Here is a 16,070-nt window from a genome sequence, read left to right as displayed (position 1 = left end):
CGCTTCCATCGTGACTCACCACCACGCTCCCACCGAGACATGACCGCGAAGATCGACGCGACCGTTCAAGCCCGAGCCCCCGTCGTTCTCCCCATCACGACGCCGCCTGCCCCCGGCGGCGCGGCGGCCCGCGGCGCGGGCGCGGAAGCGCGCCGGCTCGCCCACGAGGAGCGCGTCGCCCGCTGGAAGGCGATCGACGAGGCGGGCGGGATCGACGCGTGGGTGAGCGCGGAGCTCACGTCGAAGGGCGCCCTCGCGACCGGCGATCCCAAGGCGATGTCCGACCGGGAGCGCGCGCAGTGGAAGGAGCGCAAGAAGGTCGAGGCCCGGGAGCGCCGCGCGCTGCGCCGCCTGGCCTGGGAGGCCTACGTCGCCACGCACGTCAACCACCTCGGCGCGGGCGTGCACTGGAGCGACCGTGTCGGGCCGGACAGGCTCGATGTGCCCGGGCTGAGCGAGCGCGCGCGGGCGCACGGGCTCCCCGACCTGCCGGGCGCGGCCGAGCTCGCGAGCGCGCTCGGGCTGTCGATCCCGCGGCTCCGCTGGCTCGCGTACCACCGCGAGGTCGACACGGGCACCCATTACCGGCGGTGGCACATCCCGAAGCGCGACGGCAGCGCGCGCACCATCTCGTCGCCGAAGCGGGATCTGAAGCGCGCGCAGCGCTGGGCGCTCCGCAACCTGTTCGAGAAGCTGCCGGTCCACGCCGCGGCGCACGGCTTCCTGGCGAGCCGATCCATCGTCACGAACGCCGCCGCGCACGCCGGCGCCGACACGATCGTCAAGGTGGACATCAAGGACTTCTTCCCGACGATCACGTGGCGCCGGGTGCGCGGCCTGCTCCGCAAGGCGGGCGTGGCCGAGGGTCCCGCGACGCTCGTGGCGCTCCTCTCGACGGAGGCGCCGCGGGACGTCGTGCAGTTCCGGGGGCAGACGCTCTATGTGGCCACGGGTCCGCGCGTGCTCCCGCAGGGCGCGCCCACCTCCCCGGCGATCACGAACGCGATCTGCCTGCGGCTCGATCGGCGCGCGTCCGGCCTCGCCCGCAAGCTGGGACTTCGTTACACGCGGTATGCTGACGATCTCACGTTCTCCTTCCGCGCGCCCGAGGCGTCCGGCGCCGCGCGGCCGCGCGCGCCGGTGGGCGCGCTGCTCCGCGGGCTCCGGGAGATCCTGAGCTCGGAGGGCTTCCGGCTGCATCCGAGCAAGACGGTGGTGATGCGCAAGGGCAGCCGGCAGAAGGTGACGGGCCTCGTCGTCAACCAGGCGAGCGAGGGGGCGCCGGCGGCGCGCGTCCCGCGCGATCGGGTGCGCGCGCTGCGCGCGGCGATCCGCAACCGGGAGCTCGGGAGGCCGGGCAAGGGCGAGACGCTCGCGCAGCTCAAGGGGCTCGCGGCGTTCGTGTACATGACGGATCCGGCCAAGGGGCGCGCGTTCCTCGGGCGCATCGAGGCCCTCGAGCGGAACCAGCCCACGCCGGCCGGCGAGGCGGGCTCTCCCGAGGCGCGCCCCGTGCTGACGTAGGGCGGGCTACTCCGCGGCTGAAGAGCCCCGGGCCGGCGACGCGGCGTCGGCCGAGCGCCGGCCCCCGCCCCCGCACGTGCCGTGAAGCGCCGCGCGCCGGTAGGCCGCGGGCGTCGTCGCGAAGCGGCCCCGGAACAAGCGCGTGAAGTGGCTCGTGTCGCGGAAGCCCCAGCGCGCGGCGACCTCGGACACGGCCTCGAGCGGGCGGAGCGAGAGCTCGCTCGCCGCCCGTTCGAGCCGGCGCCGCCGGATGTGCGCGGCCAGCGAGCAGCCCAGCTGCTCTGCCATCACGCCGTCGAGGTAACGGCGGCTCACCCCTTGCGCCCGCGCGATATCCGCCGGCTGGAGGGTCGAATCGCCGAGGCGAACCTCGATGTCGGCCAGCGCCCGCTCGACCCTCGCCTGCGGAAGCTCGGGCGCGCGGCCGCACATCCCGATCGCCTCGAGCACCACGCCGACGGCCGCCACGCAGTCGCGCTCCGACAGCGAGGAGCTCTCGCACAGGATCTGGCGCAAGAGCCCCGCCACGACCCGCTCGCCCGCGTGCTCTTCGCCGCGCGTGACGGCCGTCCGTAGGTCGACCCCCGGGTGCCTCTGCTGCACCGCCGAGAGCGGCAGCCGCAGCAGCAGCCGCCGGCCCCGGCTCATCGTCAGCTCGAAGGGGGTGTCCGACTGAAACCAGGCGAATGTCCCTTCGCGCAGGATTGCCCGGCGCCCTCCTTGCGCGATCACCCCCTCCCCCTCGGCCACGGCGATGATCTTGAGCAGCCCCGCGGCCTGTCTGGGCTCGCAGCGGACCTCGAAGGGCTCGGCGCCGAGCCAGAGCAGCTCGCCAGGGCCGGTCCGCACCGCGCGCTCGAGCATCGACTCCGGAGGTGTCGCCACGTGGGTCAGTTCCATCGTGGACCATCCGCCGCGTCGAATCGGGCCAGGCGAGAGCCGCCTCGACACGCCACCTTGGGGCCAGGCGTTCGGCCCCGGAGGAACATCATGTCTGCCGCCCAGATCATTCGCGTGCCCATTCTACCCTTTCGCATGCTCAACGCCTACCTGCTCGTCGGCGCCACGGGTTGCGTGCTTGTCGATGCGGGCGTGACGGACGCGGCGCCCAGGGTGGGCGAGGCGCTGGCGCGCGCGGGCCGTGGCTGGTCCGACTTGAAGGCGATCGTGGTCACTCATGCGCACGTCGACCATGCCGGGAGCGCCGCCGAGCTGCGCGAGCGCTCCGGGGCGCTCGTCGTCGCCCACGAGGCCGAGGTCGAGCACCTCAACGGGCGGGCCCCGATGACATTCTGTCCGACCGGTTGGTTCGGCCGCTTGTTCGTCCGGGCCCCTCTCGTACACGAGCGCTACGCCCCCGTCGCGCCCGACCTCGTGCTGTCCGGCAACGAGACGCTCGATCTGGCTCCCTACGGGGTCGCGGGTCGCGTGCGCCACACCCCCGGGCACACCCAGGGCTCACTCTCGGTCGTCCTCGAGTCGCGCGAGGCGCTGGTTGGAGATCTGGTCGCCTCGGGGCTGATGCTGGGCGGGCTCGCGCGGCTCGGCCACGCTATCCGTCCCCCCTTCGAGCTGGACCCGCGCGCCGTCGGCGTCGAGCTCACGCGGCTGGTCGACGAGGGGATACAGACGTTCCACCTGGGCCATGGAGGGCCGCTCGGCGCTGACGAGGTGCGGCGGCACGCCCGCGTGTTGGCCGGATCCCTCGCCGGCGTGCCCCACCTGCAGCGGATGCCCCAGCTGCGGTGAGCGCCACCCCATGCCGGATTCTGCTTCGGGTCCTCGAGTCAAGCTCGGGCCCTGCCTCGACGCTGGGCGAAGGAAGGAGCGTGGGGCCGCCGACGTATACGCTCCATGGCCCGGTCCCAACAAGGGAGTGGCGAGTCGACCGATCACGGACGTTGCATGTTGAAACAACAGCGCTCCCACGCTGCACGAGGACACTCCCCGACAGCGTCGAGCCGGCGGCGTCCCGCTTGCCTGGTTCACGCGTGAACCACGCGTAAACCACGCGTAAACCACGCGTAAACCACGCGTAACCCCCGCGTGAAGCCATGCCGCTGTAATGCTGCTTTCTCCGCGATGTGCATGGACATCGCACGTGTGGAATGGATAGGATGGTCGGCTATGCGAAAGCCATCTGCTCGTCTCCTTGCGCTTCCGGCCGTCCTGCTCTTCGGCGCCCTGCTCTCGGGCTGCCCCAACCCGAACTCCTACGGAACCCCGCGGACCGTGGCGCCCGGCAAGGTCGCGCATTCGGTGTCGCTCGAGAGCTTCGGCTACATCGGCGAGACCGCCGAGCTCGTGGAGAATCCGGAGACCGGCCAGGCGGAGGCGAGGACGAGGACGACCAGCGGGTTCGTGCCGACGCTGCCCTCGTATCAGCTCCGGACCGGCTTGACGGACATCCTCGACGTCGGCGCCCACGTCCATAACCTCAGCTCGTTCGGCGTCGATCTCAAGGTGAACCCCGTCCGCGGCGTCTTTGATCTCGCCGTCGATCCGGGGGTTCAGTACTTCTACCTCGCGTCCGACGACGCGTCGGTCCACATCGTCTACCTTCACGCGCCGGTGATGCTCGGCGTGAACCCGACGGACTGGTTCTCGATCGTGCTGACCCCTGGCGTCACCTACGGCCTCTCCTCGAGCAATATCGCAAACGACGATGAGGCCGCTGCGACCGCGGATGGCCTCCTCCTCCGGGGTAGCCTCGGGTTCCAGTTCCGGACCTCCGACAGCTTCGCGATCCACCCGGAGCTCACGATGATGAAGAGCCTCGAGGGGCCGGGGCTCGTCTACAACTTCGGCATCGGGTTCAACTTCGGCGCGCTGCCGAGCTACAAGGACCTTCAAGAGCCGATGTGACGCGCCCGCCGGACTAGCGCGCTGGACCGGTCGTCGAGAAGAGGCGGATCGCGTCCTTCGGGGTGCGCATCGTGACCATGCTCGACAGATCGATGCCCAGCGAGGTCATCGTGTGCGCGACCGCCGGCTGGATCCCCGTGATCGCCGCGCGCGCGCCGAGCAGGCCTATCGCGCGGACGATGCCGACCAGCCGGTCGGCGGTGCGCGTGTCGATCGTCTCGAGCGCCGAGAGGTCGAGCACGACGCTGCGCACCTGCCGCGTCGCGATGATGTTGAGGAGGCGCTCGGTGAGCGTCGCCGTCCGCTCCTCATCCATGGCGCCGATGAGGGGCACGCCGACGACGCCATCGGCGACCTCCAGGATGGGCGCGGAGAGCGCCAGGATCTGCCGGTGCTGCGCCTGGATGACGGCGAGCCTCCGGTCGAGCTCGGCCGCGAGCGCCGACTTCTCGTCCGCCTCGCGCCGGGCCGCCGCGGCCATGGCCTCGAGCTCGCGCGCCGAGCTCTGGAGCGCGTCCTGCGCCTGCTGGCGCTCGGTGACATCCACGCAGAAGCAGGCGACCTGCACCTCGCCGCTCCTGCGGAGGATGGGCTTCTTGACCGTCTCGTACCAGTGCACCTCGCCGTTCGGCCGCGTCTCCTTCTCCTCGATGACCACGGGCTGTCTCGTGTCGATGACCTGCCGGTCGACGCTGGTGAAGCCTGAGGCCTCATCCACGCTCGTGGTGAGCTCGTGCTGGGACGCGTGGACGACCTGCGCCGGCGTCATCCCGTAGCAGCTCGCGAGGGCGCTGTTCGCCATGACGTAGCGGCTGCGCCGGTCCTTGATGAACATGAGGTTGGGCGCGAGGTCGATGAAGTTGCGCAGGAGCTCCAGCTCCTCGGCGAGCGCCTCCTCGCGGCGGCGCTGCGCGGCGTCGTCGGCCGCATGAGCGTGGACGAAGACGAGCGGCTCTCCCTCGGCTCTCGAGCACCGCAGGAGCGTCCAGCGCTGCGGGCTCGCCCCGTTGCTCGCCGAGGCGTCGATCTCCGCCCGGCGCTGGGCCCCGCCGAGCACCGCGCGAGCGGCCTCCTCCGCCTCGGGCACAAGGCGCGCCGCCTCTCCGAACGCGTTGCGCCAGGCCAGGTTGGCCTCCCGCAACCGGAGGTCCGCGTCGAGCACCGCGAGCGGTTCAGGAAAAGCGTCCAAGTTTGCGTGCATCCATACCTCCCCCGCGGCCCGTGCGGCGCAGCAGACGCACCATGCCGCATCGTTGAAGATGCCTGTGCTCCAGCGCCTTGTCCACGGCGCGCGCCGGTGCCCGCGACGAAAGCCACCGTCTCTCACAGAGGATGTTCCGTGAGTGACGGACGGGCGAGAGGCGCTGGACGGACTGGCCTGGTTCGCGATGTGGAGCGACAGACAAGGAAGGCGCAGGACTCTGCCCGTCCACGGCGTTTCCATCGACGGCAGTAGCGTACGTCGTGGGCGTGGCGTGGGCGTGCTCCCACCTGCGCGAGCCAGGAGAGCGACACGCGCGGCGGCGCGCGATTGCCGACTACAGCGCTGCCGGGTGCGGGGCCTGGCTCCCCTTCAGGGGCAGCCGCGCCGCGGGATCGCCGAGGAGCACATAACCCCGCAGATCGTTGCGGAGCATGAACGCGCTGCCGCGCTGCATGGGATCGACCGGGGAAGGCCGGTTCCACACGCGCGCGTCCTCCTCGGCGTGGTAGCCGGCGAGCAGCTCGTCGTTGACCTCGCGGTAGGAGCGCATCAGCGCGTCGAGCGCCACGCCGGCGCGGCTGCCGCGGGCCATGGCCTGGAGGCAGCTGAAGATCCGGGAGGCGCGGCTCTGGGTCATCCTGTTGGGATCGACGAAGCCGAAGGTCCAGGCCAGATCCAGGTGCGCTATCACCGAGAGCGGCCCCTCGGGATTCCGGAGCGCGGCCTGCGGCAGCGCGGCGAGGAACGGGCGCTCGCCGCCCTGAGGCAAGCTCGCCAGCACCCGCTGGACCTGGCCGCCGTAGGCGCCCTCACGGGCGAGGAGCGAGAGCCAGGGATGGAACGCGCTCTCCTTCGGTGTCCCGGCCCCGAAGCAGGCCAGACAGAACCACAGGCCGCCTGGGAGGAAGGGCGCGTGGTGCAGCATGTCCGCCGTGAGCAGCGGCGAGGAGCTGCCATGGGCGCCTACACAGAGCGCCCCCTGGAGCGCATGCTGCTGATCGACGGATGCCCACCCGCCGCGGGGCCGCCCGAGGCCGTGGCTCACGGACAGGAGCACGGAAGGCCTCGGCGTGCTCCCCGCGCGGAGGAGATCGTCGGCGCTGCCGGCGCCTGGGATCTCGATGACGTTCGCGGCCGGGAACGGTCGCCTGCCTTGCCTCTGCGCCATCGTGACGCAAGGCGCGATGAGCAGGCTGCGGCCGAGCTGGGTAGCGGCGGTGCCGTCGTCCGCTACGAAGAACAGCGCATCGGGCCGGTCGTATCCAGAAGGCGCCTTGGCCCAGCGCACCACCTTGTCTGCGTACGCGGCATAGCCGCTGGGATCCGGCTTGCCGTCGGCGCCCGCGATGTGGAGGCGGCCGACGAACGCGCCGTTCGCGAGGACGTGCTGGAGCTCGGCGGAGACGGCGTCGAGATCCCCGAGGAGGAGCAGATACCGGGGCCTCTCCTCCTCCGGAATCGACTCGTCGCGCAGCACATCGGTCTTCCAACGGAGGGCTTCCGCCATGCCCATTCCGGGCTCGACGCGGTAGGGTGTCACCGGCGCGCCTTGCTCCGCCTCCCGGAGCCGGAGGAGCGGCGCGATCGCCTCGAGCGCCTCGTCGCCCAGCGCGCCTTCGGGCGCGATCACCGACCAGCGCTGGAGAGCGAGATCGTTGGGATCTGCGTCGGGCATCTCGCGCACGAGCGCGTCCACACGACGAGACGTCTTGTCCGGCCGCGGCGCAATGCCCGCCGTCACCTCGGGCAGGCCCGCCGCGAGGGTGGGGCGGAGCTCGGTGGCGTCCGCGAGCAGGAGCTCCAGGGTGCTGGGGAGGGCAGCGTTCATGACCGCCGCAGGGTGCCAGGGGCATTCGGGCGGGTCAATGCGCCGTGGCGGTGTGGTTCAACCTCTCTCTTCGCGCCACGATCCATCCTGCGTCGCGCTCTGCTCGGTGTGCTCGGGAGCCAGGCGAACGGCCTGGATCTCGTGCCGTGCGATCGCGAACGCCGCTCGCCCTTCCCCCTCGGCGACGAGGACATCGTTGAAGCGGAGCTCGAGGATGCGGACGCGCTGCGCTCGCGACCAGGGCTCGGCCCAGCCAGGCGCCACGCCGATCACCAGATCGATGGGCGTGCCCGTCTCGCTGGCGCTCTTCAGCTGCCGGTAGAGGCTCACGTCGCCGGGCAGCGCCCACTCGGTGGTCAAGCCCTCGTCGATGAAGCCCCAGCGGAGCCGGACGAAGCCTTGGATGACACCGTAATGGTAGAATGCATAAAGCGCCTTGACGTCGCTCTCGAGCCGGCGCGCGAGCTTCGAATGGTCTCCTTCGACCAGGTAGCCCGCCATCTTCTCGAGGTCGCCGAGCGGGCGGCTGATTCCGGTGGTGCCGGCGATGAGGAGCTCCGGCGTGATCTCCAGCGTGCGGCCCGCGCGGTTCAGCCGTCTCGACTTCTTCGGCGGCCTGAGGTCCACGACGCGGCGCCGGTCGGCGTCGAGCCCGAGCGCGCGCAGCGTGTTTCGGATGTTGAGGCCGGCGATCACGTCGAACCGATCGAGCATGCCGGCGAGCTCTGCGATGTCGCGGCCAATGAAGACCCGGATCGATCGCTGGCCGACGTCGAGCACCGCCGCGGCCTGCGGTTCCTCCGCGAAAGGCACCACGCGAACGACGGCACGGCGCGCCCTTCGCGCGATCTCGGCGTCGCGTCGTGCCTCCGCGTCGAGCTCCGCCCGGCGGACCGCGAGGCGCTCCGCGGACGCCGCGCGCTCCGCCCGCCGGACGAGCTCCGGCTGCGACAGCTTGCGGATCGCCCGCCGCATCGCGGTGAGGCCGGGCGCGAGCGGGTCGAGCGTGAGTCGTCCGCCGTCACCGAAGAGGAACAGGTCGCTCTTCTCTGGCCCGTTGGTTTCGCGGAGCGGCGTTCGGTGTCTCGTGATCGCTGCGAGGAAGGCCTCGATCTCCTCCGCCGTCATCGCCGTCTGCCGTGCGTCGAGCACGGCCGCGGCCTGGCGGACCCATGAGAGGCTCGTGATGAACCGATCGCGGAATGCCGCGTCGAGCTCCTCGGCGGACAGCGGGACGTCGTCGCCAGGCGCGGGAGGTGTCGGCGCGGGAGGCGGAGGCGCCGCGCGCGTCTCGCAGAGGCCGGTGACCTGCATGATCATGCGAAGCGCGAAGGCGTCGAGGTCGAGGCCGAAGTTGCCCGTCGCGTCGCGGTACACCGGCGCCATGCCGTGCCACGCCTTCTTGAGCGAATAGGCGAGATCGCCGGTCTCGGCGAGCACGCCAGCCGATTCGAGGCGCTCCGCGATCTCGTCAAGGGTCATGGGGGCGCCGCGCTCGAGGAGGGCGACGATCATGAGGTGGAAGAGCTTCGCCGCGCCCTGCGCTGCGACGTCCTCGACGCGGGGAACGGCGATGCCCAGGCGCTCGCAATACCTGTTCTGCGCCGGGGTCATGGCGCCTTCCGAATGGGCCATGGCACGCAGCATGTCGCTCGAGCGAGCGGCCGGAGCTCGGGTTTCTTCGTGATTCTCGTGGTTCGGGGCCTCGGCCTCGGCATGGGCGCGCAGCCTACCGCAGGACCCGCGTCGAATGATCGGCGGCAGGCGTGAGAAAATTTTGGGCGAAAAGGCAATGCACGCTGGATGCGTCGGCGGCATTGCGATGAGCCATAGCAATTTACCATGCGATCGGCGCCGCGCATGGGGGCGGGGCTCGGAGCGGGATGAGCGTGCGACCGGCCGCTGGGTGGGCGTCGTCGTAGCTAGCGTGTTCTTCAGCGCTGCCGTTCGACGCTCCGGTAAATCGAAGCGGCGTCCTCGCCGCCGGCCTCCAGGAACTTCTCTCCCTGCATCCTGGGCTCGAACCAGACGGTCATCACGCCGACCACGTGCCCGGCCCGGTCGACGACCGGCGCGCCGCTGAAGCCGCGGATGTCGACCGGCGGGTCGATGTCGTATCGGAAGCGATCTGCGGTCCGCGCGGTGATCTTGCCGGCATAGACGTTCTGCTTGCACGCCGCCTCGTCGTAGGGACAACCGACGAGAAAGACCTCCTCGCCGACCTCGACCGCCTTCTGGCGCAGCCGCAGGGGCGTCGCGGGGAGGGGCTTACCGGTGTCTTTGAGGGTCAGGATCAGCCAGTCGAGCCTCCGGTCGTCGAGGCCTTCGGCGCCGACCCTGCCCGCATCGACGCGCTGGTCCTGGAGCGTGCGCGGGAACAGGTGCCAGGACTGGATGACGCCATCGAAGGCGGCCACGGAGACCTCGGGTTCCACGCCGCCGTTCTGGCCGAGGAGGTGCTTGGCGGTCGCGGCCAGCGTGCGCCCGTCCTGGGTCTTGATGAGGAAGGCGCTCGCGCCCTGGAGAGGGGTGCTGCCCTGGAACTCGGCGCGGTTCGTCAAGACAAGCTGAGGCCACTCTCGTGGCGGCCGGGACGCCCACGGCTCGGCCGGGGGAGACGGGGGCGTGGGAGCAGCGGGCGGAGCCGATGGCGGATCGCTGGGGGTGGCCTCGGAGCGCTGGCAGGCGGCCATGAGGAGAGAGAGGGCGATCGAGAAGGAACGAGGATTCATGTTGGCGATCCCTTCGGCTGCGGCCGAACGTCGGACATCCCGTGGGCCTGATGCCCACGGAGGGGCCCCTGCCAATGTTACATCCTGTTGCACCGAGGCGGGGATTCGTGGGGAGGGCGAAGAAGATGAACCAGGCACCGGGTATCGAAACTGTCGATAGGCGTCGGTCCTCGCAGAGGAGGCTTATCGAGGAAAATCAGCCCCGCGTGGGCGTCCCCGGGCTCGCGCTTTCATGGTTCGACGGCGTGCAGAGAAGGCTCCTTTGCCGCTCGCCGCAGGTCGACCTCTGGGTAGAACGGTATCCGGCCGTAGGAGCGCTCGCAGGACTCGTAGCCTTTCCGGGCATCTTCATCATTCTCGCTGAGGTAGGTTCGGCGCATTTCAGGCGAGAGGCAGTCGGTGGTGACAGAGCGGAGGCTCAGCGGGAGAACGAGGGAGAAGATGGGCCATATCCGCGCCGTCTTGTCCGCTGACGCGGTGACCGCCCGCTGCCCGTCGGCGCTGAACTCCGCGGACCAAACCCCGCCCTCGTGGCCCTGGAGCACGACGGGTGCGCCGCTGCCGTCCGCGTTCCACACCCGCGCTGTCCTGTCCTCCGACGCGGTGACTATCCGCTGCCCGTCGGCGCTGAACTCCGCGGACCGAACCCAGCCCTCATGGCCCTGAAGCACGACGGGCGCTCCGCGGCCGTTTGCGTTCCACACCCGCGCTGTCTTGTCCTCCGACGCGGTGACTATCCGCTGCCCGTCGGGACTGAAGCCAGCAAACAACACCATGCCTTGATGGCCACGCATCGTCGTCTTCGGAGGGCCCAGAGTCAACACCTCATGCATCAAGTCGACCCATCCCCTTACCTTGTCCGGGTCTTCGACTTCGAGAAGCAGGTTTGCTGCTGGTGCAAGCTGGTTCCTCGCCAGGAGCTCACCAGCGCCGGCCATCAAGGAGGAAGTTCGCGCGCGCCCCGCCTGGGCCGTAGCCTCCTGCTGCGCTGTCTTCGCGACATCTTCGGCGCTCAGCGCCGCGTTCCGCTGCCCCAGCGCCCAGACGACGATGACCGCCATCAACGCCGCCACCGCGATCGCAACCGCCGCAATCGTCCCCAGAGTCCGCCGCGCCGCCCGCTCCCTGGCGCTCCTCTGGCCCTCTTCCTCCCTCCGCTTTCTCTCCGCCTCTTCCCGTTCCTGTTCCCGCTCCCGCCTCCGCTGGAACACCCGGCCGGCCAGCCAGTCGTGCCCGAGCTCGAAGTACCGGCTCCCCTGGTGCTCCTCCGCCCGCAGCACCGCCGCCCTCTCCAGTCGCCCGAGCACCTCGTCCGCAGCTCCGGCCGGCAGCACGCGGTGCGCCTCCGGCTCGGTCAGCAACGTTCGGTGCCCCTCCCCATCGATGAGATGCTCCTCGAGCAGGTGCCGCGCTGGCCCACTCAGCGCCCCGAGCCCTTCCACTGTGGCCTCCAGGTACCGGTGCACGATGGCCTCTGCCTCCACGGCGCCGGCCTCACTGCCTCGCCCCTCGGCCCGCTCCTCCCACAGCGCCCGACAGACGATCTGCCCGAAGGCGGCCTGCACCTCCGCCTCTTCCGAGGCTGACGATCCGGGCGTCCTCACCTCCAGCATCAGCGCCCGCACGTGCTCCTCAGCCCACCACTGGCGCGGCCATCCCTCCTCCGCTGCCCGGCAGACCGCGCGGCTCATCTCGCCTACCGTGAGCGGCCCCAGCCGGAAGCCGTGCTCGAGCAGCTCCCGCCGCCCTCTCGCCCGATCCCGGAACCGCCCGAGGTAGTCCTCCCGCAGCGAGAGAGCGATCTGCAGCCCCCGGATCGGCTTCTGCGCCAGCCGATCCACCGCCTCGATCAGCGCGCTCGCCTCGCCCGCGTCCCGCCCTGGGAAGAGCAACTGCTCGAGCTGATCGAGATAGATCAGGATCGGCCGCTCGCTCCTTCGCTCGGCCAGGCTCATCGCCTCGTCCAACGCCTCGCCTGGGCCCATCTGCGATGGCGGTGTCCCGATCTCGAGGTCGTCGAAGAGCGCGCGCACGAGCCAGGAGAGCGGCGCTTCCCCGGGGGCGGCCAGGTATCGACGCGCACGACCCGGAAGTCGTGCGCCTCCTCCAGGAGCGGGATGACCCCTGCTTGCATCAGCGACGACTTCCCCGCCCCGGAGGGCCCGAACACCGTTGTGCACGGATGGGCCATCAGCCGGTGCGCAAGCTTTCTCGTGAGCTCCTCCCGCCGCAGCAGCACGATCTCCCGCTCGAAGTCGACCGACCCAGGCGGCGCCTCGAGCGCCTCCCAGTCGCCCCCGGCCTCCCGCCGGAGCACCAGCGTGCTCTCCTCGTCCGGCTGGATCACGTGGATCGTCCTCTCCGGCTGCTGCTCCGCGAGCGCGATCTCCAGCAGCGGGCTGCGCAGCAGCGTCGCGTGCACCCCGGGGCCGAGGGCGCGCGCCAGCGCCTTGATCACCGGCGGAGCCTCCGCGCCCCCGCGGAATGCGCGCTGGAACACGGCGCCCAGCTTGTCGGCCCCGCGGCGGAGCGCGTACCGCTGGGTCAGCGCGCTCATCGGCAGGCCCGTCGGCATCGGCTCGGCCCCCTTCGCGAGCTCCGTCCGGAGCTTGTCGCGAAAGCCGTCGAGCGCGGCGCGCTCGGCCTTCCAGCGATCGCCGAGCAGCAGCGAGAACGGCCGCGAGGCGATGCGCGCCAGGGCCGGTTCGATCGCCCTCGCCGCATCGCTCACCGCGGGCGCATTCGCTGGAGGAGGAGCGACCTTGCGGCCCTTGAAGTCGAAGAGCACCCCGTCCGGCCCGCGGAGGTACACGACCGGCGAGAACGCCTCGGCGCTGCCCTCGAACTCGGCGAGGATCGCCCGCCTCGCCTCGTTGAGGGCGCGCGCGACGTCTCCCTTGCCCAGGCTCGCGCCGGCGAGCGAGCGGTAGAGCTGCGCCGAGCACGCCCTGGCCACGTCGGCCTGCACCGGCCAGAGGTGCGCAACCACGGCGTCCGCGCCGGCCCGGGCGAGGAGCTCCGCTGCCGAGGCGAACGCCGACGGCCGCGCCCCCTCGCACGCCTCCAGCACGACGAGCCGGAGGAAGCTGCGGAAGCCGGCCGCGAGCTGCTGCCCGAGGAGCTCTACCGGCAGCCAGCGCTCGTCGCCGTCCGCGTCCGCGAGCCGAAGGACGGGAGCGCCATCCTTCACCCCTCCGTGGCCAACGAAGTGGAGCACGTGCGGTATCGGCTCGCAGCGCAGGCGATCGAAGAGCCAGGGCAGCCGCGCGGCCTGCCCCTCGATCGGCGCCAGCCACTCGACCTCGCCCGCGGCGATCGGCTCGGCAAGCGCCCCCCTTGAGCGGCGCGAGCGCGGCGCCGCCGCCAGGCGCGATCGAGAGCACACGCACCGCGCCGCGCACCTCGCGGGGCTGCCACGGCTCGGTGGACCTGACGCCGCGCACGGGCAAGAGGTCCGGCGAGGTCCCCCAGTAGCGCATCGCCTCGCCCGGCGCGGCGAGCGCCTCCCACGGGACCTCTTGCAGCTCGGGATCGCCCACCACCAGGCGCACGAGCAGCGGCCCGCCCGCGCTCCCCGCAGCCTCACAAAGGCGCGCCCGGAGGTCATCAATGCCATCGCGGAGGACGGCGCGATGGAGCGCCTGCGCCGTCTCGACGCGCGCCCCGAGCGGCCGCCCGCGCGCAGCGGCCTCGCGCACGGCGACGCCGAAGCTGCCGAGGTGCTCGGCGCCGAGCTCCGGGCCGAGCGGGTGCGCCGCCGTCTGCTCGCCCCGGCTGCCTCGAGCAGAGGCCCGCACGTCGAGTCCGGCACGGTCGAGCTCTATCTCCAACCACGGGCTGGACGCCCCGGGTCGCTGCATGCCCATGGACGTTACACCACGCGGGCTCGCCCGATCCCACGCGCGGTATTGGGCCTGTTTCCTCGGCGGAGATCGCGCCCGCGCCGACGCACCGTCACCTCGGCCTCATCGCCGCAGGAGGCGCCACCCCGACCCAGGCAGCAGAAGGCGACGGCGACGAGGCCTTCCGCGAACAGGTCGAGTTCGGAGAGCAGGCCCTCCTGGGCGTCGAGAAGAACGACGGGGACACGCTGCGAGCGGCGGACGCTCGAAGCGTCAGCCCCCGCGGCCGCGCCAGGAGCCCGGTCGGCGCCGGAGGTGCATCACCGCGAGCACCAGGACGTGCTCCGACGCGATCGCGTACAGGACACCGTACGGGAAGCGGTGCAGGAGCATGCGCCGCACGCCTTGCTCGATCTCGGGACCCTGCTCGGGGGTCTCCGTGATGCGGTCGATGGCGGCGAGCAACTCCCCCTCGAAGCGGGCGCCTGCACGCTCGTCCCGCTCCCGGTACCAGCGGAAGGCTTCGTGGGCTTCGCGCTCGGCCTCGGGCGCGAAGGACAGGGTGCGTCGAACCACGTCAGCCCCGCGCGAAGATGCGCTTCCGGGCGTCCTCCCAGGGGATCGGCTGGGTGCGTCCTGCGCGGAGATCCTCCAGCCGGCGCAGCGCCTCCTCGGTCCACGCGCGCTCGATCTCCTCGGGCGGCTCCTCGCCCACGCTGTCGAGCAGGCGGAGCGCGATGAGGCGCCGCTCGCTCTCGGGGAGCTTCAACGCCTCGTCGAGGAGCTTCTCGGCCGGATTGCTCATGGAACGCAGCGTAGCAGCGCCGGCCACGCTTCGGGAGGTTCAGATCGGCCGAGCTGAGCCCTCGCGCAGCGCGGCGAGCGCACACGCCGCACGCCGCAACCGGGGACGCGCCCCGGTCTCGACCCCTCGGGGGCGCTCCACGCTCCACCGCGCATGGGTCCCAGCCCTCCCGCGCACGCCCCGCGTTGGGTAGTGGTCAAGTTTGAAACTGAAGACGGGAAGGCGGGAAGAAAACATGAATGATCTTCCCGTCTTCATGTGGGCTCTCTCTGGGCGAAGGATCCTGATCGAGCAGCCAACTGCGTCCGGCGTCTACCAGGTGACGGCGTCGAACGGAGCGCACGCCAGCCCGACGATGTCGCTGAGCAGGTAGGGAGTCCAGAGAGGGTTGACCGAGCCAGGGCCATCTAGCCCCACCATGCGGGTTGACATCGTCAGCCGCCATGCGCCCAGCAACACGCCGGACTCCCTGCGCAAGGAGATCGAGCAGCGCCTCGGCGCGAGCGCTCGATCGCGAGCATGGGCAGGCGCTCATCGCTTGCCGAGCATCCACCGCGGAGCACGACCTGGCGGCGCGCCGGGAGCGCTCACGAGGCGCTCCGGTGATCTCGCGAGTTTCCGTCGCGTGTCGTCCACCGGCTCGGGAGGGGCCTCGTGCAAAGGCGATTGACCCGGCTCGGCGCCTCGACTCCGATGCGCCACCATGACTACCGCCGTGACCCCTCTGCAGATGCTCGCCGGCACGAACCACTTTGGCAAGGCGCAGCCGGACTGGAACCTGCTCGGACCGCCGAGCGAGGGCGTCGATCGGGAGTTCTCGGCACGCGTCGAGTTCGAGCGCGAGTTCAATAGCCCGCCGGTCGTGCACATCGGCATCGCCGGTCTGGACGTGGAAGGCAGCGACGCGGTGCGCGTGCGCGTGCGCGCGCGCCACATCGATCGCGCCGGCTTCACGGTGCTGCTCAGCACCTGGTTCGGCAGCCAGGTGCACGGCGTCGACGTCAACTGGATCGCGCTCGGCACCTGAGCCGATGCCCCTCCTCTGGACCGCACGATGCGGCTCGCTCTCCCAGGGGCTGTCATCGACGCGAGCGCGCTGTGGAAGATGACATCCCGCCGTCCGCGCGCTCCGTGCTAGAGCGCCGCCCGTCGTAGGCGTGCTTCCCGACGAGCCCGTCCCCGCGTCCTTCTACGACCGGCGAGTCCCGCAGCTGCCCGATTCGCTGCCGGGCGGCCGGCCGGTCGTTCGATGTCGAGCAGGCACCTTTGC

Annotated in this window: 13 protein-coding genes; 4 read left to right on the top strand and 9 right to left on the bottom strand. The window is 71.2% G+C overall.

Features of this window, described 5'->3' with window-relative positions:
- The first annotated feature begins 39 nt into the window (after nt 1–39).
- Nucleotides 40–1,524, top strand: coding sequence for a reverse transcriptase family protein (locus WMF44_RS10420; protein ID WP_437298968.1), 1,485 nt, complete (start codon nt 40–42; stop codon nt 1,522–1,524).
- A 6-nt stretch (nt 1,525–1,530) separates the two neighbouring features.
- Here the strand turns inward: WMF44_RS10420 and WMF44_RS10415 are convergent, their stop codons facing one another.
- Nucleotides 1,531–2,424: a helix-turn-helix transcriptional regulator gene (locus WMF44_RS10415; RefSeq protein WP_437298967.1), complete on the bottom strand. Its 894-nt coding sequence runs from the start codon at nt 2,422–2,424 to the stop codon at nt 1,531–1,533.
- Nucleotides 2,425–2,514: 90 nt separating this feature from the next.
- Between WMF44_RS10415 and WMF44_RS10410 the strand changes: the two genes are divergently transcribed.
- Both WMF44_RS10410 and WMF44_RS10405 read left to right on the top strand, forming a co-directional pair.
- Nucleotides 2,515–3,273: an MBL fold metallo-hydrolase gene (locus WMF44_RS10410; protein ID WP_437298966.1), complete on the top strand. Its 759-nt coding sequence runs from the start codon at nt 2,515–2,517 to the stop codon at nt 3,271–3,273.
- Nucleotides 3,274–3,651: 378 nt separating this feature from the next.
- Nucleotides 3,652–4,389 carry a hypothetical protein gene (locus WMF44_RS10405; protein ID WP_437298965.1) on the top strand — a complete coding sequence of 246 codons (738 nt, stop codon included), beginning with the start codon at nt 3,652–3,654 and terminating at the stop codon, nt 4,387–4,389.
- A 13-nt stretch (nt 4,390–4,402) separates the two neighbouring features.
- Here WMF44_RS10405 and WMF44_RS10400 read toward each other — a convergent pair whose 3' ends face one another.
- From WMF44_RS10400 to WMF44_RS10365, 8 genes are all read right to left on the bottom strand, one after another.
- A complete protein-coding gene (locus WMF44_RS10400) occupies nt 4,403–5,578 on the bottom strand; it encodes a PAS domain-containing protein (RefSeq protein WP_437298964.1) in 1,176 nt (391 codons plus the stop codon).
- Nucleotides 5,579–5,927: 349 nt separating this feature from the next.
- Nucleotides 5,928–7,421, bottom strand: coding sequence for a hypothetical protein (locus WMF44_RS10395; RefSeq protein WP_437298963.1), 1,494 nt, complete (start codon nt 7,419–7,421; stop codon nt 5,928–5,930).
- Nucleotides 7,422–7,478: 57 nt separating this feature from the next.
- A complete protein-coding gene (locus WMF44_RS10390) occupies nt 7,479–9,056 on the bottom strand; it encodes a hypothetical protein (RefSeq protein WP_437298962.1) in 1,578 nt (525 codons plus the stop codon).
- A gap of 299 nt (nt 9,057–9,355) precedes the next feature.
- Entirely contained in the window at nt 9,356–9,982 is a 627-nt protein-coding gene (locus WMF44_RS10385) for a S1 family peptidase (protein ID WP_437298961.1), read from the bottom strand.
- 401 nt (nt 9,983–10,383) lie between these two features.
- A complete protein-coding gene (locus tag WMF44_RS10380; protein WP_437298960.1) occupies nt 10,384–12,186 on the bottom strand; it encodes a WD40 repeat domain-containing protein in 1,803 nt (600 codons plus the stop codon).
- Nucleotides 12,105–13,760, bottom strand: a complete 1,656-nt coding sequence (locus WMF44_RS10375; protein WP_437301548.1) for a CHAT domain-containing protein — start codon at nt 13,758–13,760, stop codon at nt 12,105–12,107. The genes WMF44_RS10380 and WMF44_RS10375 overlap by 82 nt, the downstream gene beginning before the upstream one ends.
- 508 nt (nt 13,761–14,268) lie before the next feature.
- Nucleotides 14,269–14,571, bottom strand: coding sequence for a type II toxin-antitoxin system RelE/ParE family toxin (locus WMF44_RS10370; protein WP_437298959.1), 303 nt, complete (start codon nt 14,569–14,571; stop codon nt 14,269–14,271).
- 1 nt (nt 14,572) lies between these two features.
- Nucleotides 14,573–14,800, bottom strand: coding sequence for an addiction module protein (locus tag WMF44_RS10365; protein WP_437298958.1), 228 nt, complete (start codon nt 14,798–14,800; stop codon nt 14,573–14,575).
- A gap of 703 nt (nt 14,801–15,503) precedes the next feature.
- On the opposite strand from WMF44_RS10365, the gene WMF44_RS10360 reads away from it, so the two are divergent.
- Complete coding sequence (locus tag WMF44_RS10360; RefSeq protein WP_437298957.1) at nt 15,504–15,827, top strand: H-type lectin domain-containing protein; 324 nt, start codon at nt 15,504–15,506, stop codon at nt 15,825–15,827.
- Nucleotides 15,828–16,070: the final 243 nt, after the last annotated feature.

It is taken from the genome of Sorangium sp. So ce426 (assembly GCF_051475585.1).
GTDB lineage: Bacteria > Myxococcota_A > Polyangia > Polyangiales > Polyangiaceae > Sorangium > Sorangium cellulosum_B.
This window is presented reverse-complemented; position numbering and strand designations above follow the sequence as displayed.